This is a genomic window from Undibacterium sp. RuRC25W (assembly GCF_049339825.1).
In the GTDB taxonomy this organism is placed as follows: domain Bacteria; phylum Pseudomonadota; class Gammaproteobacteria; order Burkholderiales; family Burkholderiaceae_D; genus Undibacterium.
On sequence record NZ_JBMPPD010000009.1, the window covers coordinates 19545 to 37373 of the forward strand.

Annotated in this window: 15 protein-coding genes; 7 read left to right on the forward strand and 8 right to left on the reverse strand. The window is 46.4% G+C overall.

The window, feature by feature from the left end; all coding sequences use genetic code 11:
• Positions 1–63: 63 nt before the first annotated feature.
• The 5 genes from ACO0KV_RS06130 to glyQ all read right to left on the reverse strand — a co-directional run bounded on the left by ACO0KV_RS06130 (position 64) and on the right by glyQ (position 5555).
• Positions 64–963, reverse strand: a complete 900-nt coding sequence (locus tag ACO0KV_RS06130; protein WP_423040945.1) for a M48 family metallopeptidase — start codon at positions 961–963, stop codon at positions 64–66.
• Positions 964–1068: 105 nt separating this feature from the next.
• The gene (locus ACO0KV_RS06135) at positions 1069–1821 is read right to left on the reverse strand and encodes a lysophospholipid acyltransferase family protein (RefSeq protein ID WP_423040947.1); all 753 of its coding nucleotides are present in this window, start codon (positions 1819–1821) and stop codon (positions 1069–1071) included.
• A 59-nt stretch (positions 1822–1880) separates the two neighbouring features.
• Positions 1881–2447: a D-glycero-beta-D-manno-heptose 1,7-bisphosphate 7-phosphatase gene (gene gmhB / locus ACO0KV_RS06140; RefSeq protein WP_423040949.1), complete on the reverse strand. Its 567-nt coding sequence runs from the start codon at positions 2445–2447 to the stop codon at positions 1881–1883.
• Between the two features lie 28 nt (positions 2448–2475).
• Complete coding sequence (gene glyS / locus ACO0KV_RS06145) at positions 2476–4560, reverse strand: glycine--tRNA ligase subunit beta (protein ID WP_423040951.1); 2085 nt, start codon at positions 4558–4560, stop codon at positions 2476–2478.
• Between the two features lie 23 nt (positions 4561–4583).
• On the reverse strand, positions 4584–5555 hold the full coding sequence (glyQ, locus tag ACO0KV_RS06150; RefSeq protein WP_423040953.1) for a glycine--tRNA ligase subunit alpha: 972 nt from the start codon (positions 5553–5555) through the stop codon (positions 4584–4586).
• Positions 5556–5891: 336 nt separating this feature from the next.
• On the opposite strand from glyQ, the gene ACO0KV_RS06155 reads away from it, so the two are divergent.
• The 5 genes from ACO0KV_RS06155 to ACO0KV_RS06175 all read left to right on the forward strand — a co-directional run bounded on the left by ACO0KV_RS06155 (position 5892) and on the right by ACO0KV_RS06175 (position 10947).
• Complete coding sequence (locus tag ACO0KV_RS06155; RefSeq protein WP_423040956.1) at positions 5892–8423, forward strand: sensor domain-containing protein; 2532 nt, start codon at positions 5892–5894, stop codon at positions 8421–8423.
• Positions 8420–8656, forward strand: coding sequence for a hypothetical protein (locus ACO0KV_RS06160; RefSeq protein ID WP_423040958.1), 237 nt, complete (start codon positions 8420–8422; stop codon positions 8654–8656). Before ACO0KV_RS06155 ends, ACO0KV_RS06160 begins: the two co-directional genes overlap by 4 nt.
• A 93-nt stretch (positions 8657–8749) precedes the next feature.
• Complete coding sequence (locus tag ACO0KV_RS06165) at positions 8750–9367, forward strand: 3'-5' exonuclease (protein WP_423040960.1); 618 nt, start codon at positions 8750–8752, stop codon at positions 9365–9367.
• A gap of 102 nt (positions 9368–9469) precedes the next feature.
• Positions 9470–10246 carry a hypothetical protein gene (locus ACO0KV_RS06170; RefSeq protein ID WP_423040962.1) on the forward strand — a complete coding sequence of 259 codons (777 nt, stop codon included), beginning with the start codon at positions 9470–9472 and terminating at the stop codon, positions 10244–10246.
• Positions 10247–10314: 68 nt separating this feature from the next.
• Positions 10315–10947: a YkgJ family cysteine cluster protein gene (locus tag ACO0KV_RS06175; RefSeq protein WP_423040964.1), complete on the forward strand. Its 633-nt coding sequence runs from the start codon at positions 10315–10317 to the stop codon at positions 10945–10947.
• A gap of 74 nt (positions 10948–11021) precedes the next feature.
• Here the strand turns inward: ACO0KV_RS06175 and ACO0KV_RS06180 are convergent, their stop codons facing one another.
• The 3 genes from ACO0KV_RS06180 to ACO0KV_RS06190 all read right to left on the reverse strand — a co-directional run bounded on the left by ACO0KV_RS06180 (position 11022) and on the right by ACO0KV_RS06190 (position 15345).
• Positions 11022–12005 (reverse strand): YncE family protein, encoded by a 984-nt coding sequence (locus ACO0KV_RS06180; protein WP_423040965.1) that lies wholly within the window; start codon positions 12003–12005, stop codon positions 11022–11024.
• 339 nt (positions 12006–12344) lie between these two features.
• Positions 12345–12872 carry a cytochrome b gene (locus ACO0KV_RS06185; protein WP_423040967.1) on the reverse strand — a complete coding sequence of 176 codons (528 nt, stop codon included), beginning with the start codon at positions 12870–12872 and terminating at the stop codon, positions 12345–12347.
• A 220-nt stretch (positions 12873–13092) separates the two neighbouring features.
• A complete protein-coding gene (locus tag ACO0KV_RS06190; protein ID WP_423040969.1) occupies positions 13093–15345 on the reverse strand; it encodes a TonB-dependent receptor in 2253 nt (750 codons plus the stop codon).
• Between the two features lie 496 nt (positions 15346–15841).
• Between ACO0KV_RS06190 and ACO0KV_RS06195 the strand changes: the two genes are divergently transcribed.
• Together ACO0KV_RS06195 and ACO0KV_RS06200 are read left to right on the forward strand one after the other, a co-directional pair.
• Positions 15842–16510 carry a response regulator gene (locus ACO0KV_RS06195; protein WP_423040971.1) on the forward strand — a complete coding sequence of 223 codons (669 nt, stop codon included), beginning with the start codon at positions 15842–15844 and terminating at the stop codon, positions 16508–16510.
• Positions 16507–17820, forward strand: coding sequence for an ATP-binding protein (locus ACO0KV_RS06200; protein ID WP_423040973.1), 1314 nt, complete (start codon positions 16507–16509; stop codon positions 17818–17820). The genes ACO0KV_RS06195 and ACO0KV_RS06200 overlap by 4 nt, the downstream gene beginning before the upstream one ends.
• The last annotated feature ends 9 nt before the right edge of the window (positions 17821–17829 follow it).

Sequence of the window (17829 nt, forward strand, 5' to 3'; positions counted from 1 at the left end):
GACCTCGTTACTGTTTAGTGCTCGTTGATCCCGCTAGACCTGAATGTCACAGTTCTATTATTTTTAGTTGAAATCCGGCAAATCCGATGTCGCCTGCTGACGCAGGTGTTGCCGCGCGGTTTGATATTCAGGGAAGATGGAGGCAACGGTTGCCCAGAAGCGGGGGCTATGATTCATTTCACGCAAATGCGCTAATTCATGGGCGATGACGTAGTCAATGATCATGGGCGAAAAATGAATCAGACGCCAGTTGAGGCGTATTTTTCCTTCGGATGTACAAGATCCCCAGCGTGTTTTAGCAGAGGACAGGGAGACGCTGTGATAGCGCACGTTGAGCTTTTCTGCATAGCCAGGAAGACGCTGATGGAATTCTTTCTTTGCCTGCTGTTGCAACCAATGGAGTACGCTCTCCTTTAATTGCTGCTGCCCTGCATTTTGCAATAAACAAATATGCAGTTCGTTGGTTTCATTGTTAAAGCGTAGAAACTGACTGGTTGCCTGCGAGACGCGTAACACAATCTTGTCACCTAGATAGGGAATCGATACGCCGTCTGTCCAGATGGGTTTTGTTTGTGGGCGGTTTTGGGTGCGTTCTTTACGCTCGGTCAGTTTATTGAGGATCCAGCGTTGTTTTTCCTGAATCGCTGACTCAATTGCTGCCAGTGTCACCCAGCGCGGTGCGGTAATTCTTAAGCCGTTATCATTGATCAGAAAACCGATACTGCGGCGTGTTGATCGCAGGAGCTCGTATTCGACCAGCACATCATTCATCAGTACGCGTCGCTTGTTCGTGGCGATGACGTTATCTGGTGCTGGAGGGGCTATCGTGTCTGTGTCGTTATCGACGATTGGGGGGAGGTTTTTGGGAGGCGCAGGCGTAGGTTTAGGGCGTTCATTCAACAGAAAATCGCTGAATAAATCCAGTTGCAAGGCGAGTTGTAGAGCTTTGACTATGGATGACATACTTGAGTGTGTTGACGACTCGCACGTGATGTTTGCCGTGAAGAGCAGGCGTGTTGATGAGTCACATTGTATCCTTAGTCGAGATCAATGTGACTCCGATTCAACTTATTTCTGTGAGCCATCTGCGTGATACGCATTTGGTGAAATGACACGCATTTCTGCTTCGATCCATGCTTCAACTTTTTGCATTAACTCAACTGGATTATCGCTACCAGGCTGGATCGGTTTGCCAACAGACACGGTCACGATGCCGGGACGTTTGATGAACGAGTTTTTTGGCCAGCACTCACCGGAATTGAGGGCAATTGGCACCACCTGTGTCTGGGTTTCCACTGCCAGACGAGCGCCACCGCCTTTGTAGCTGCCTTTTTTACCCACAGCGATGCGAGTACCTTCTGGGAACATGATGATCCATTGTCCATCAGCCAGGCGTTTTTTACCATGCACAACAACTTGGGCGAATGCGTCTTTGCCTTTGCTGCGGTCAATCGGAATCATACGCAGTAAGGCAATCGCCCAACCAAAAAAAGGAATATAGGTAATTTCTTTTTTGAACACAAAGACCAGTGGCCGTGGTGTTGCCATGAGCAAGAAGATTGTTTCCCACGCGGATTGGTGCTTCGCTAACAAGATCGCTGGTCCATCCGGAAAATTATCGAAACCTTTAAATTGATAACGAATACCGCAGACCACTTTTGCAGCCCAGATGATAAACACGTTCCAACGTGCGGTGATGTAATAGCGTTGGTTATAAGGCAAAAATGCAAACAGCATACTGATCGGTGCCCAGACGACGGTAACAACGATCATCAGCATTAAAAAGATCAAAGAACGGATAAACGGAATGACATTACGCATGAAGTCTCCATGTCAGGCGAACCCTAGGGTATCGCTTTATTGTTGGTACATATCTGTGTTCAAACCGCAAAATTAAGTTCGGTTTGTGCAACGCTGGAGAGTAATTGATCAACCATTGTTTCCAGATTCGGATAAATTTGTGTTCCTGGGGGTAAGCCGCCTTTTTCTTGCGTCTTGTTGCCTTTGCCTGTGAGTACCAGATGCGGCACGCAGCCCATCATGAAGCCCGATTGTAAGTCCCGTAAAGAATCCCCTACACTGTGGATTCCCTTGAGACTGATGCCGTAACGGCGGCTGATTTCGTGCAGCATTCCGGGTTTTGGTTTGCGGCAATCACAATTGTCATCGGCAGTATGCGGACAGAAAAAGACAGCATCGATCGTTGCACCTACTTGCTGTGCGGCTGTGTGCATTTTTTGATGAATGGCATTTAACGTCGCCATATCAAACAATTTACGACCGATGCCTGACTGGTTGGTAGCGACGACGACCGTGTAACCTGCCTGATTCAGGCGGGCGATGGCCTGCAATGAACCAGGGATAGGAGTCCACTCAGCAGGAGATTTAATGAAGGCGTCAGAGTCATGGTTGATCACGCCATCACGATCGAGAACAATTAGTTTCATGCCATGTCCTTTCTCATTCATTAGCATCTTACGCCGCCAGTTTAGAAATATCTGCCACCTGATTGAGCATCACGTGCAGATTCGCCAGTAAAGCCAAGCGATTATTACGCAGCGCCAGATCTTCTGCATTGACCATCACATCATTAAAGAAGTTATCGACTTCGGTACGCAAGGCAGCGAGGGTTTTTAATGCACCAGTAAAGTCGCCTGCAGCAAATGCCGCATCCACCTGGGGTTTGACATCAGCCATCGCCTTTGCCAATGCTTGTTCTGCCGCTTCTTGCAACAAGGCTGGATGAACGCTGCCCGGCGTGCCTTCTGCTTTTTTCAGGATATTGGTGATGCGCTTGTTTGCAGCAGCCAGTGAAACAGACTCGGGTAACGCCGCGAAGGCTTGCACGGCTTGCAGGCGTTCAACGATGTTATCGAGGGTGTCTGGGTTTTGGGCAACGACGGCCTCAACTTCATTTTGTGCAAAACCACGTTCGCGCAATTGACCACGCAGACGATCAAACAGGAAATTTAATACGTCAGCGCTTGGGTCTTTACATTGTGGGTTGCCAGCAAACAGAGCAACAGCGTCGCTCAGCAAGCCAGATAAAGACAGCGGTAAGCGCTTTTCAACCAGCATACGCAAAATGCCCAGTGCATGGCGGCGTAACGCGAACGGATCGCGGTCACCAGTTGGTTGCAGACCGATACTCCAGATACCGACCAGCGTTTCCAGTTTATCTGCCAGCGCAACCGCGGTGCCAGTTATTGTTGCAGGCAACGCATCGCCTGCAAAACGTGGCTGGTAATGCTCCGAGGCCGCTGCAGCAACATCAGCATGTTCACCGTCGTGTTGTGCATAATAGGTTCCCATGATGCCCTGCAACTCAGGGAACTCACCCACCATATCTGTCAACAAATCAGTCTTCGCCAATAACGCAGCACGCTCAGCTAATGCAACATCAGCGTGCAGGCTGGCAGCGATTTTTCCTGCCAGTGTCCTCACGCGTTCAGTGCGCTCTGCCTGACTGCCAAGTTTGTTGTGATAAACGACATTGGCTAATAATGGCAAACGGGATTCCAGTGTTTTTTTCTTGTCTTGCTCAAAGAAAAATTTTGCATCTGACAGACGAGGACGAACGACGCGTTCATTACCTTGAATGATGTGTTGTGGATCGTTGGTTTCGAGATTGGAGACAATCAGGAAACGCGAACGCAATTTGCCATTCTCATCTGTCAAGGCAAAGTACTTCTGATTCGTTTGCATGGTCAGAATCAGACACTCTTGTGGAACAGCTAAAAACTCTTGTTCAAAATGGCATTCATACACCACTGGCCATTCGACCAGCGCTGTTACTTCGTCGAGTAGGGATTCTGGCATTAAGACCAGATCATCGCCTGCTTTTTGCAACAAGGCAGTGCGAATTTGTTCTTTACGCTCATTGACGCTAGCAACGACTTTACCTTCGGTTTTTAATGCGTTTGCATAATCGTTGGCATGGGCAATACTGACTTTGCCAGCAGATAAGAAGCGATGACCTTGCGTAACGCGATTACTTTGCAGACCCAGCAACGCGATCGGCAGGATATCCGTGCCGTGCAGAGCGATGATGCTATGCACTGGACGCACAAAATGAACAGTCTCACCATCTGGACGTTGATAACTCATGACTTTCGGGATCGGCAATTTGCTGATCGCTTCTTCGACAACGGCTTGCAAGGCTGGTGCTAGCGCAGAGCCAGGCGCGGTGTGGTTGTAAAACAGACTTTCTGCTTTACCATCGACCGCACGTTCTAGGTCACTGATCTGCAGGTGCGGGAAACCCATCGCTGTCAGCTTTTTGATCAACGGCGCAGTCGCGTTACCAGCGGCATCAATCGCTACGCTGACCGGCAACACTTTGTCGCGCATCAGTTTGTCTGGCGATGTCGAGCGCACTTCAGTGATGCTGACTGCCAACCGGCGAGGGGACGCATAGCTGGTTGCGATCGATTGCTGATCTAAGAAGTCGCGTGATGTTAATCCTGCCACAACGCCCGCGGCGAATGCTTCGCCTAACTTAGCGAGCGCTTTTGGTGGCAATTCTTCGGTAAATAATTCAACTAATAAGGTGTGATTCATTTTTAAATCCAGTCAGTTCAGTCTTAAGCAGCGTCTGACGCAGTTGGCGCAGAGGGCACAGCGATGGCTGGCGCTGGTTTATGTTTATCGTCCGCAGCACACATCGGGAAACCCAGTGCTTCACGCGACGCATAATAGGCAGCAGCGACGGCGCGTGACAGATTGCGGATACGACCAATGTAAGCTGCGCGCTCGGTAACGGAGATCGCACCGCGTGCGTCGAGCAGATTAAAGGTGTGCGCTGCTTTGAGAATCATTTCATAGGCAGGTAATGCCAGCGACTTTTCAGTGACGTCGAGCAGGCGTTTTGCTTCTGATTCGTAATTACTGAACAACGAGAATAAGAAATCCGTATTGGAATATTCAAAACTAAACGTGGATTGTTCCACTTCATTTTGATGGAATACATCGCCATAGGTCAGACGGACGGTTTTACCGTTTTCTTCACGCTCAGTCCACACCAAGTTGTAGATGTTATCCACGCCTTGTAAGTACATTGCCAGTCGCTCTAAACCATAGGTGATTTCACCCAAAATCGGTTTGCAATCGATGCCACCCACTTGTTGGAAATACGTGAACTGCGTCACTTCCATGCCGTTGAGCCAGACTTCCCAGCCCAGTCCCCAAGCGCCTAGTGTTGGGTTTTCCCAGTCATCTTCCACGAAGCGGATGTCGTTTTGTTGCAAGTCCAGACCGAGTGCTTTGAGCGACCCCAGGTATAAATCAAGAATGTTTTCAGGCGCGGGCTTCAAAACCACTTGATACTGATAATAGTGTTGCAAACGGTTCGGGTTTTCACCATAGCGACCATCTTTCGGACGGCGCGATGGTTGCACGTAGGCGGCACGCCATGGTTCCGGCCCAATTGCTCGCAGGAAAGTGCCAGTGTGTGAGGTGCCTGCGCCCACTTCCATATCATAGGGTTGTAACAAAGCGCAGCCTTGTTTGTCCCAGTAATCTTGTAATGTCAGGATGATTTGTTGAAATGTAAGCATCGTGCTGTCTACCTTTTTCGCACCCGACGGAGTGCGAGGAATATTGTTTGCTAAACCTTCGATTTTACCTCAGAAATGCTGTTGATCAGACATCAACGCAGACAGAAATGCAGTTGGTGGCGTCCGATTTTGTATCCTGCGATGGATTGTCGGTCAATCAGTTAGCCCGAAGGGCCCCGTTTGCTGCAATGCGCAAGATGTTTGCTTGTAAATTTACTATGTTCAGTGAATGTTTCTATTGCGCTAATATTTTTTACAAGGTATAAAAATCCCCTGAAAAGTAATACCGCAGGACGACCATAAAAACGATAATCAATAACGGGAGTGGCACAGCAGATGAACACACGCATCTCGCGGGATTCTTTAAGTACGGAGACAGAAACATTAGAACAATGGTATCGGTTGCTGGGTGAATTGACCGATTGCCTCTGGTATTCCACTGATTTGCCAACGATGTTGCAAAGTTTTTGCAGAATATTGGTCGAGCGTGGAAGGTATGCCAGTGCTGAACTTGTTTATGAGACGGATAATCAGTCCGAATCGTATCAGGTAAGTGCCGTGCCAGCGGGCGATCAAGCGCTGAACTCTCTGAGTCTTGGGGTATCGCTGACGCCATTGCGCAGCGAACAAGCGTATGCGACGCTGACACTGAGTGCGGACTTTGATCTTGACGAAGGAAGTGACGCCCGTCAGATCCTTGATCGCCTTGTGAAGGCGCTTGGTGAAGCGATCGTTGCCTTCTTGACGACATACGAACATCACATTCTTCAGGACAATCTTGCGTTGTCGGCGCTTTTGGTAAAACAAAGTCCTTTTTCAATGCTGATTACGGATGCACAGGGAGAGTTTAAGTATTGCAACGCCAGTTATTTGCATCGTTCTGGCTTCACGTTGGAAGAACTGATTGGTCGTAACGTGCTGTGGAGTTGTGGAGATACAGTGCTCGACCTGCAATATCGCGCTGCGTTTCTGGCCTTGACGCCCGGGCAGTACTGGCATGGAGATATACAGAGCTACAACAAGGAGGGAGCACGTTTCCGAGAGCGGCAAGTTGTGAGTCCATTGAATGATGACGTGGGTCGCATTACTCATCTGGTTGCGGTCAGACAAGAAATAAGCGATGAGCTGGTTAGCCATAATGGGGTTAAAAATCGCGTCGAGCTCGAAGAAGTTGAGCAAGCCTTGTTATTGCGTGAGCAGGCACTGGTCTCCAGTAGCAACGGCATCATGATTACCCGTAGTGATGAAGACGATCATTCGATTGTGTATGTCAATCCTGCTTTTGAACGTATCACTGGCTATCCGGCCAGCGAAGTGATCGGTCTTGAAGGACGCTTTTTAGTGCGTGACGATCTGGCGCAACCAGATCTCGAGGAAATCCGCACGGCATTGCGTGAGAAACGCGAAGGTCGCGCCTTGTTACGCAATTATCGTAAAGATGGCACCCAATTTTGGAATGAATTACACATTTCGCCTGTCAAAGATGCCACTGGGGCCAGTACGACGCATTTTGTCAGCGTGATCAATGATGTCAGTGAGCGGGTCAACTATCAACGAGAATTGGAGTACCAGGCGACCCATGATAGCCTGACTGGTTTGGCTAACCGCAATCTTTTAAATGACAGAATCACGCAGGCGATTTCTTGGGCCAAACGTCAGAACTTTCTGGTCGGTCTCATGTTGCTGGATCTGGATCATTTTAAGCTGATTAATGATGCCTCGGGACATGGCGCCGGCGACGAAATGCTCAAACAAGTCGCCCAGCGGCTCACGCAATGTGTGCGCGACACGGACACGGTGGCGCGCCTCGGTGGCGATGAATTCGTTATTGTGTTGACTGACTTGCAAACCACCGAGGACATCGATGCAATTGCAGCCAAGATCCTTGAGTCCCTCTCACGTCCGATTATTATCAATGGTCATGAATTATTTGTGACGGCCAGTATTGGGATTTCGGTCTATCCACGTGATGGCGATCATGGTGAAATTTTACTGCGCTACGCCGATATTGCGATGTATCGGGTGAAAGAACATGGTCGTAACAGTGTGCGCCAGTTTATGCCAGAGATGGGATTAACGGCGATCAGCCGCCTCAACATGAAAAGTGCGATGCGGCGGGGGTTAGAGCATGATGAATTCGTTTTGTATTATCAGCCGAAAATCGATCTCGTTACACAACAAGTGATCGGTGCGGAAGCGTTAGTGCGCTGGCGGCATCCCCAGATTGGCTTGGTGATGCCGATGGAATTTATTCCGCTGGCTGAAGAGACTGGGTTGATTTTGCCGCTGGGAGAATGGGTCATCGCAGAGGCTTGCAGGCAACAGGTTTTGTGGAAGCAACAACGCGGACTGGATCTCAATATCGCGATTAATATGTCTTCGCGGCAATTCAGGGAGGATGATCTGGCGGATCGCGTCGCTTTGATTATTCAGCAGACTGGTGCAGAACCAAAAAATCTGACCTTAGAATTAACTGAAAGTATGGTGATGCAAGATGTCAGCGGTACACTGACCGCTCTCAAGGCATTGAAAAGTTTGGGTTTGTCGATTTCGTTAGATGATTTTGGTACTGGCTATTCGAGCTTATCTTATCTACGTCGTTTCCCGATTGATGAGCTGAAAATTGATAAATCCTTTATCAACGACATCCACTCCAATCAGGATGATGCAGCGATTGCCAGTGCGATTGTTGCGATGGGATTAAGTCTGGGACTGAGCGTTGTGGCAGAAGGTGTCGAAACCATCGAGCAGATTACCGCACTGAAAGACATGCATTGTAGCCAGGTACAGGGATATTATTTCTCTAAACCGTTAGATGTTGAAGCATTTGAGCAATACCTTAATGATAGGCAGGTACAAACCAGATGACGAAGTTAGTATGGCGTATTGCACCAGTAACAGACTTGTCTCAGATGTTAGTGGGTGCTGATCTAGAAAAATCGACGGCAATCGGTAACGTAAACCTTTATCATTTTCAGGTAGAGGGGCAGGAAAAAATAGCCGTTGCTTTAGCGGATGGGCAAACTCTAGTGATTGAAATCAATAGCAAAGAGAGTTATCGTCGACGCCGTATTGATGACGATGATACAGAGTCGCTATGAAACTAGACTGGCGCACTATTGCGTTGTCAGCGCGCGCCATTAAATGCCGATACCCCCTTTAGATATAAATCCGATAACGTTGATGATCACCGCATGATAATTGAAAAAGAACCAGCCATTGCCACCCAAATCGACGCTGATACGCCCCTTCCACCTTATCCGGGCATTACGCTTAACGACATCCTTCTGATTCAAAATGAAGCCGATGCGGACAGGGCTTATAGTCACTTATCAAGATCAAACGTGATTGGTTTTGATACAGAAACGAAGCCAGTTTTTTTGAAAGGACAAAAAAACGACGGTCCGCATTTGATTCAGTTGGCAACGGAAAGTAAGGTTTTTTTATTTCCTGTTGTGAAGGCGGTGAATATCGACGTCGTGAAATCCATTCTTGAAACGCAGGCCATACTTAAAGTGGGATATGGCCTTAACGACGATATCAAATTATTGAAAAGTAAGCTCGGTATCGTGACCGCTAACGTATTAGATCTGGCTAAGGCAATGCGCGAGAGCAAACAACGTGACATGGGAGCGAAAGCAGCGGTAGCCAAATTTTTTGGTATGCAATTGTCCAAATCAAAAAAAACATCAACGTCCAATTGGGCGCTCAATCCGCTCACAGAAAAGCAGATTTTATATGCTGCGAACGACGCTCAGGTTGCATTGCTGACTTATCAGCGATGGCTAGATTTAAAAAATAAAAAAATATAGTTGTTATTCCTTACGTCGGTCGTCGACAAAAGCGAACTTAATCTTAGAAATGCGATCCAAGAATGAAAGAAAATTCAGAGTCGTTTTAAAAGGAGTGCATTAATGATCAAAAAAAGTAACTGGACCATATTCCGTACCGTAATTTTTGCGATGATGGGTTTGCTCACCGCCAATGTGTACGCAGATGGCGTGGGTGATCTCAAGACTGCATTAGGACGATTGCAGGGCAGTACTGCACTAAAAGCCGTCTTAGAAGCGAAGTCATGGAATCGCCAAGGTGAAGGAAAAAAAGCCGAGGAGATGCAGGCAAATGCCAGCGTGACGATTGAAGATACGACACGGGGTTTGCAAGTGTTGTATAGCAAAGAATTACTATCGCGTTTACAAGCTGAAGAGCGGGCGAAAGAGAGAGATCCTAATACTAAAATGCCGGTCACGAACACCTTAAAAGAGTTTAATTCGACCGAATTGCGGCCTTTGGTCTCTGCAGCAAGTAACCTTTCGCATCGTCTTGAAACCGCGGTATTTAAGACTGAAAAAACAGACATCCTCAACGGCAAGTCAACGCGCTTACTGACCTTTGATATTCCCGTCGAGCATTTGAGTGAAAAAGAACGGAAGTATCTAAAAACCTACGAAGGTAAGCTGGAAGTATGGATTGATAGTGATGGCACGCCATTGGCAAGCCGTACCAGCGAGTCAATGAAAGGAAGCGCGTTTGTTGTGATCAGTTTTGAAGCTAAAGAGGATGAAAGCCTGGTGTACGGCGTGTCCGGTGATCGTCTGATTATCCTTAAAAAAGAATCGAAAAATGTGAGTTCAGGTGCTGGCGAACGCAATGAAATCCGTGTTGTTAAAACTTTGCAGGTTCAAGCCTAGTTACTGCTATTACATCATGTAATTGGATTGATTTAAACAGAACGAGGCTCGTTAAGAGGAACGAAAATATGCTGACAGCCGAAGAACAAGCGGAATTTTTTGCAGCAATAGATGCAGTCAAAATCACCGCACAGCGGCAGTTAGCGCAACGTGTTTTTCCTACTAACGTTATTCACCTATTTCCGCAACTGTACCGGCATGTTGATGACCTCTTTGTTAAGATGCAGGCGAGGGGTAAGACCATCGCCTGTCGTGCTGGATGCAGTTATTGTTGTCATGTCAAACTCGAAGCAAAACAAGCAGAAGTCGACTACATTGCGCGACAACTGAAGCAATTACCAGCGGACGAGTTTGCGCATATTGTTGCGCATATGCGGCAAGGGTTCGTAGAAAAGCAGGCGTTAGCACAGTCTAATCTGGGGCAGCGGGGGCCATGCGTTTTATTGGAAAATCAGCAATGCATGATTTACGCGAACAGACCCGGCGTCTGCCGTAAGGCACATTCTATCGATGCGCAACGATGTGCAGATGGTGATGAAACGATTCCTCAGCACCTAGACCTGATTTTGAAAGCCGAAGCACTGATACAGGGCGTAGGCGCGGCGGTCGAAGAAGTGATGCCAGAAGGTACTGCACCTGAGTCAAAAGAATTTACGGACGCGTTATGGGTGGCCTTGGCCGTCGAGAATGAAGACGCATGACGGAATTAGATCAGAATGAGGTCAGGAAAAAAACAAATGCATCCTCGGGGGCATTTGTTTTTTTATAGAAATAGTTACTTCTTGCCAAATGACATGACAGTAAATTGCTGGTCGATGATGGCGGGTAGATAAATCGTGTTACTACTGAAGTCCATCGTCATGGTCCGCGCACCTTTGCTGGTCTTGACCGTCGTCGTCGCGGTATAGCGATTAGCATCGAGTTGCTTAATCACAGATAGCGTACCTTCACCATTGGATGAATACACCATGCCATTGGCAGCATCATAAACAGTAGCGTCTGGGCGCGCACCGATGGCGACTGTTGCCACTTCCTTTCCTGTTTCTGCATCTGTCACTACCATCGTTTTATTCTGACAAACGGAGAATAGACGTTGATTTTTTTTATCGATGGCTAATCCGGTTGGTTCTTCGCAGTGTGCCAGTGGCCATTGGGCAATCAGCTTGTTCGTCGTGACGTCGATGACGTGTAGTTGTGATTTGTCTTCGACATTAAAATAGATTTTTCCGGCATCATTGCTTGCCGCAAATTCTGGCTTGCCCGTCGTTGCAATCGTTGCTACGACTTGCAGACTCTTGGCGTCGATGACGGTGACGTTCGCGGTTTTGCCATTAAATGTATAAAGCTGATGAGAAAATGCATCGTATAAGATCGCATCAGGATTGACGCCTGTGACTTTAATTTCTTGCTTAACCGCCAGCGTATCGAGGTCGAATACCGTGACAGTGTTGGCCTTGCCGTTGCTGGTGAAGCCTAATTTTAGATCTTGCGCAAAGGCGATCCCATGTACACCTACTGTATTGGGTATCTCACTGATAGGCTTGCCGGTTGGCAAATCAAGTACTTGTACATGATCGCCACGACTCAGAAATAGCCGATGACGTACTGGGTCGATATCAATATAATCCCAATGACTTGCCGCACCTAAGGACCAGTTCTGAATGAAAGCAGGCGAGTTTTCTGTCGTGAGAGCGTCGGCGGTTGATATACTCGCGCTCATGGTGAGCGCAGCGGCGAGGGCTAATTTGTTGAAGTTCATCGTGATGTAATCGTCTTAAATAATGCTGTGAATTTAAAAAAATAATCAAAACATCGCTGAAATTACGAAGAAATTGACATGTCTGACCTGAAAAAAACAATCCCGCATTGCTTGCAATGTGTTCATTACTACATCACACACGATCTTCATTTTATGTATGGATGCCGAATGTTCCAGATCAAAAGCAAGCGGCAGCCAATGCTAGAGGTCGTTGAGGCGTCCGGCGATGTATGCCAAGGATTTAAGGCTAAACCAGAACGTCGTCAGTAGGCTTACTATCTGGTTAATCACTATAAAAAATGATTGTCGCCGTTGATTAAGCCAAACCTCACAGGGAGATTAGCTTTTCTTGCCTGGCAGCATTCTCGATAACACTGAATCTTTCAGGATGAAATGATGGGCTAAACCTGCCGCCGCATGAAAAGCCGTAATGGCGAGCAGAATATTTGCCGCTAAACCATGCAAATCCTCTACTTCTTGGCGTAGATCCTTATTGCCTGGGTCGAATTCAGGTAGACGGAATAAGTCGAATAAATTATCTCCTCTGACCCATGTGTTAAATAATCCCAGTAGAACGGTACTGATAATGACTAAATACAGTACGTGGTGAGTTGATTTTGCGACTGTTTGTTGCCAGCCTGTCGCTGCAGGAGGTAGCTTTGTCCCAGCTGTGGCCCTCCACCAGAGTCGGTATACAATCGTGATGGCAAGCAGGGTGCCAAACAGAATATGCAAACTACGGATCCAGACGCGTGGTGTTCCTTTCGGGAACCAATCGATGCTTTGGCCAGCGCACCATAGGCCGATGATCAGAAGTGCAGAGAGCCAATGTAAGGCAATCGTTTTTTTATCGTAGACATTAGTCATGTTGAAACCTGACAGAGAAGTGTTGTTTTTGTGATGAGATTTCAGTATAAGCGTCGATCGCTTAGTCTGATATTGATCTTACGCAGTGTTGTTAGCTGTATCTCTAAAATAGAAAAAACACCGGGATATGTTGCTATCCCGGTGCTTTTTGACGTCTTCACCGACGAGATACGTCGCGCTAAAGGCTAGTCACAGCATTACACCAGAACTCAGCGTTCAGTTAAAAGTAACCTTTGACTGAAACCATGTAGCTGCGTGGTGCTTGCCATTGATATTGATCTAATGCTGCTGTTGAACCAGTTGAGATTGATGTCACTTTCTGACTATTCGTGACGTTGTAGGCGCTCACCTGTACTTTTACTTTTTTGAGGAATGTTTTAGTAATATCACCCAGGGTATAAGACACGTTGAGGTCAGTATTGCCATATGCATCAATTTTATAGGCTGTTGGCTCATTATTGACTGCGTATTGTTCACCGACTTGTTTATAGATCAGTGACGCATTCCAAGGTCCTTGATTAAAGAGCAGACCTAATGCTGCAGTCGATTTTGGTGCTTTAGCAATCGTACCAACGCCTGCTTTGTTACCGGTCTTAAATTTCGCACTGTTGAAAGAGTAGTTTGCATAGACGGCTAATCCACCTTCAATCAGATACGTTCCCTCAGCTTCAACGCCTTTGTATATCGTTCCGCCTTGATTCACAAAGACAGTTTGTCCGGCAACGACACTAGATGCGATCTGGTTGTTAAAGTCAATATAGTAAATATCAGCGGCAACCTGGAAGCGATCAGATTTATGAACGCCACCAAACTGGTAGTTAGTTGTCGTCTGAGGATCTGGCGTATTTGCTGGTGTCACCACTTGAAGTGCAGTTCCCAGAACAGGTACTTGCATACCTTTAGCATACTGAGCGTAAAGCGAATCATTTTTGCCGATCATTTGATTCACGGTCAGGTATGGGAGACTCGCTGTATATGTTTCTGAAAAACTCGCTGGTACGCTAGAACCCTGATTTTTAATCGCATCAACGCTACGGCTAAAGTGCATGTATTTAAAGCCTGGTGTGACTGTCGTTGTTTCAGTCGCCACCCATTCAAATTCTGCGAACGGTTGGTATTGCTTCCAGTTCGAACCTTGGTTGAATTTTGTACCAGCGCCAGCCTGAGTCGGATCAAGCAAAGCCATTGTCGTTAAATCCAAACCGAACTGATGGCGCGACGTGTTAGATTCTTCCAGCCAGATACCTGTACGTAGCAAACCTGCGGAAAATTCCTTGGTGGCTTTGAAAATATCGCCGTTGACACGATATTCATTCAATTTGTCATAGCCTAAAACGCCACCGGCACGCACTTTAGCGCCGGCATACGAGGTGGAATTCGTACCTGCACCTGCTGCTATAACGCCATGACCTAAATAACCAGTCGCATCAAATCCGGCGATTGTTTTATTATCGTAAAAATAGGTGTACAGATTATTATCAGTCTGGAAGCCATCACCCCATTTAGTTTGCAATCTAATGTATTCAAAATCCGTTTCTTTGTGAACGGTGTTATAGCCGTAATAACCTTGGCTGCTTCGGTCATTATTCAGGCTGTAATTCTTACCAAACAAGGCCGCTTGTGCCAGGGTCGCACCAGAGGTTGAGTCAGGTAACGCAGTTTTGATGTCGTTATAGGTGGCAAATAAAGTAAGACGGCTATCGCTGCCCACTTTTTGCTGGTATTTTGCGACAAAATTAGAGCCGTTCATCGTGTTGTATGTCAGATAGCCATCGCTCTTAATTTGCTGCGCGTTCAACTGCAACGTTGCGTCATTCTCGCCGTACTTGCCGCTCTCAAATGCTGCACCGTACAAATTCGTATTCCAGTTGCCATGGGAGAGATAGACTTCGGTTCCCATTTTTGCCGCTGGTGTCTTGGAGAATAAATTGATACTGCCGCCATACGTTGCCTGGCCAACATTACTTGCGTTGCCTGGGCCGCGCTCTACAACCACGCCGCCAATCACAGCCGCTGGGAAATATGCCGTAGAGTGATGGGTCGGATCGTTGGTATCGCCAAATGGAATACCATCCCAAGTCACGTTATATTGTGCATCTTGAAATCCGCGCAATACGGTTTTTGTATCTGCTGCACCAGGTCCATTCGAGGATGGTTGGGTGGATGCGCCTGGAGAAATACCAGCGATCGTATTGAAATTGCCTGTTGGCGCGACGGATTGTTCAATGAACGCACGTGAAATCACAGATTGTGGTTCAGTTGCTGTCAAGTTGGCTTGAGTTGGTGCTACTGCGGCAACGGAATCACGTTTGGCGGTCACTTCAACAATCTGACCAGCGCCAGTTTGTGCACCAACTGCACCGAGATTCACTGTCTCTTGAGAAAAAGCGGCATGAGGAACAGCGATGGATAACAAAGAGACGGACAACGCATGGCATAAATAGCGCTTAGGAAACGGAATTGCTTGAGACATAAATAATCCTAGGGTTGAAATAAGTGAAAATTTAATAACCGCAACATCAAATAAACAGTTGCCGAAGCAAGAAAAATGACTAAGCTTAAAAAAATTTTATTCATCAGATAAAAAAATCACTGATCTGCAATGCCTTGCTTGCTTGCTTGCTTGCTTGCGAGCGAGATCAAACCCATTTGAATTTGATGAATTTAATTTTTTTAAATTAATTTTTTTTCTTAAGATGGCTCGCATCCTAAGAAAGATTTGTGACAAGAAAAAGACATTCGATGGAATGCAACGATCTTGTTGTATTTATCTATTCTTAAGCTGAATTTAATTTTTGGAGAAAAAAAATATGCCTCAATCTAGGCTGCGCCTTTTAAGGTACTTTTAAGTATTTCTGATAGGGAATATTTGAAATGGCGACAGCTATCATGTGTCCTAGGTCCTGTATTAATGTGATTGTGAGCGAAAGCGTTTGCGAATCAGTCAGCCAATGAAAGAATGGAAGTGCATGAAATTACTGGTAATTGAAGATGATCTGATGATTGGTGAGAGTCTCGTAGAGGGGCTACAACAGGAAAAGTATCAGGTGGACTGGGTCACCGATGGCTTAGCGGCTGAGGTTGCGCTGGCAAGCAACGACTACCAGTTGGTGTTACTCGATCTTGGTTTGCCGAAGAAACAGGGACTCGATGTGCTCACTAAATACAGACAATCGAAGGGATCAGCCGCTATCCTGATTGTCACCGCCAGAGATGCAACGTTTGACCGAATCAAAGGCCTTGACACCGGCGCAGATGATTATTTGGTGAAACCTTTTGACCTCGACGAGTTATACGCACGTATCAGAGCATTGCTACGCCGATGTCACATAGAGCAAGACCTTGTATTAAAACATTGTGGTCTGCAACTCAATACGTCGACACATGAAGTATTTTTTAATGGTGAGGAAATTCATCTTTCATTGAATGAATTTAACCTCTTGCTTGCCTTGTTGGAAACGCCTGGAAAAGTAATTTCTAAAGCAAAGCTTGAAGAGAAAATTTATGGGGAATATGAAGATATCGAAAGCAATACCATTGAAGTCTATATTCATATGCTTCGAAAAAAGGTAGGAGCGGAGTTTATAAAAAATGTCCGCGGCGTCGGATATAAGTTGATGAATGCCATTCAAACATGAGAACGATTCGTCAGCAGTTATTAATTGGTCTTATGTCAGGCATGGTTGTGACAATTATTGCCGTTTGTATTGGTACTTACATGAAAGTCAGACATGAGACCAATGAGTTATTTGACTATCAGTTAAAACAAATTGTTCGCTCTTTTCCTGCGAACATGACTCTGCAGCAGACTGAGACGGCAGACAAACATCCTGGAAAAAAAATTGTTGTCCAAGTGTGGGATAAATATCGGTCGATGGTGTTTACTTCTAATCCTGCACGAAATCTTCCCCTTTATGATAAAAGAGGATTTTTTGAAGTTCAGGTGGCTGAGAAGAATTGGCGAATTTATAGCGAAGAAAATAGCCAGCAAGTGGTTCAGGTTGGACAGCTTATTTTGGATAGAGAAAAAATTGAGATTAGTCTTGCGTTGCGATCGCTTATTCCTTTTTTGATCTTAATACCTACGTTGGCCTTGTTAATCTGGATTGTTGTAGGTAGAAGTCTGCAACCGTTGACACGTCTGGCAACGGCATTGGGTGAGCGTTCTGCAGATGCATTACATTCTATTGATACGAACGGTTATACACCAGAGATGATGCCGATTGTGAATTCGATCAATGCATTATTTTTTCGTGTAGATAGTTCGATTCAGTTGCAGAAAATGTTTGTTGCTGACGCCGCACATGAGTTACGCACGCCTTTAGCTGCACTCAAGTTACAACTGCAGTTAGTTGAACGGACGACTGACGAGGAAGAACGTAAATCTGGCATTAAAAAATTACACGAGCGGCTCAATCGTGCAATACACCTGGTCCAGCAGTTATTGATTTTGGCACGCCAGAGTGATTTGGATGAGCAAAAAATCGATCAAAATATCTCTCTACCTAAGCTTGCACGACAAGTTGTTAGCGACTTTTCTTTACTCGCTGAAAATAAAAATATTGATCTTGGAGTGGATGTCAATGGTGAGGATATTGTCATCCGAGGAAATCCAGATTCTTTGCGGATCATGCTGGGTAATCTGGTCGATAACGCGATTCGTTACACGCCAAAAGACGGCTGCGTTGATGTCAGCGTAATCAAAGAGAGTCAGTCAGTGATTTTACGTGTCAGTGATAATGGGATGGGGATACCCATAGTTGAACGGGAACGCATCTTTGATCGCTTTTATCGTTGTGAAGGTAGCGGGGAGTCAGGAAGTGGCTTGGGTCTGGCGATCGTAACGAATGTTGCTGATCTTCATCATGCAACGATCACAGTATCTGAACCGATAACAGGAAAAGGTCTGATCTTTGCTATTTCTTTTCAGACATTTGAACTTCTGTAGTGACTGCAT

What these genes read in the sequence shown, in the direction of transcription:
- ACO0KV_RS06165 (WP_423040960.1), top strand. Translation starts at nt 8,750, where the DNA reads ATGATAATTGAAAAAGAACCAGCCATTGCCACCCAAATCGACGCTGAT.
- glyS (WP_423040951.1), bottom strand. Translation starts at nt 4,560, where the DNA reads ATGAATCACACCTTATTAGTTGAATTATTTACCGAAGAATTGCCACCA.
- ACO0KV_RS06175 (WP_423040964.1), top strand. Translation starts at nt 10,315, where the DNA reads ATGCTGACAGCCGAAGAACAAGCGGAATTTTTTGCAGCAATAGATGCA.
- ACO0KV_RS06200 (WP_423040973.1), top strand. Translation starts at nt 16,507, where the DNA reads ATGAGAACGATTCGTCAGCAGTTATTAATTGGTCTTATGTCAGGCATG.
- ACO0KV_RS06185 (WP_423040967.1), bottom strand. Translation starts at nt 12,872, where the DNA reads ATGACTAATGTCTACGATAAAAAAACGATTGCCTTACATTGGCTCTCT.
- ACO0KV_RS06155 (WP_423040956.1), top strand. Translation starts at nt 5,892, where the DNA reads ATGAACACACGCATCTCGCGGGATTCTTTAAGTACGGAGACAGAAACA.
- ACO0KV_RS06135 (WP_423040947.1), bottom strand. Translation starts at nt 1,821, where the DNA reads ATGCGTAATGTCATTCCGTTTATCCGTTCTTTGATCTTTTTAATGCTG.
- ACO0KV_RS06180 (WP_423040965.1), bottom strand. Translation starts at nt 12,005, where the DNA reads ATGAACTTCAACAAATTAGCCCTCGCCGCTGCGCTCACCATGAGCGCG.
- ACO0KV_RS06130 (WP_423040945.1), bottom strand. Translation starts at nt 963, where the DNA reads ATGTCATCCATAGTCAAAGCTCTACAACTCGCCTTGCAACTGGATTTA.
- ACO0KV_RS06190 (WP_423040969.1), bottom strand. Translation starts at nt 15,345, where the DNA reads ATGTCTCAAGCAATTCCGTTTCCTAAGCGCTATTTATGCCATGCGTTG.
- ACO0KV_RS06170 (WP_423040962.1), top strand. Translation starts at nt 9,470, where the DNA reads ATGATCAAAAAAAGTAACTGGACCATATTCCGTACCGTAATTTTTGCG.
- ACO0KV_RS06195 (WP_423040971.1), top strand. Translation starts at nt 15,842, where the DNA reads ATGAAATTACTGGTAATTGAAGATGATCTGATGATTGGTGAGAGTCTC.
- gmhB (WP_423040949.1), bottom strand. Translation starts at nt 2,447, where the DNA reads ATGAAACTAATTGTTCTCGATCGTGATGGCGTGATCAACCATGACTCT.
- glyQ (WP_423040953.1), bottom strand. Translation starts at nt 5,555, where the DNA reads ATGCTTACATTTCAACAAATCATCCTGACATTACAAGATTACTGGGAC.
- ACO0KV_RS06160 (WP_423040958.1), top strand. Translation starts at nt 8,420, where the DNA reads ATGACGAAGTTAGTATGGCGTATTGCACCAGTAACAGACTTGTCTCAG.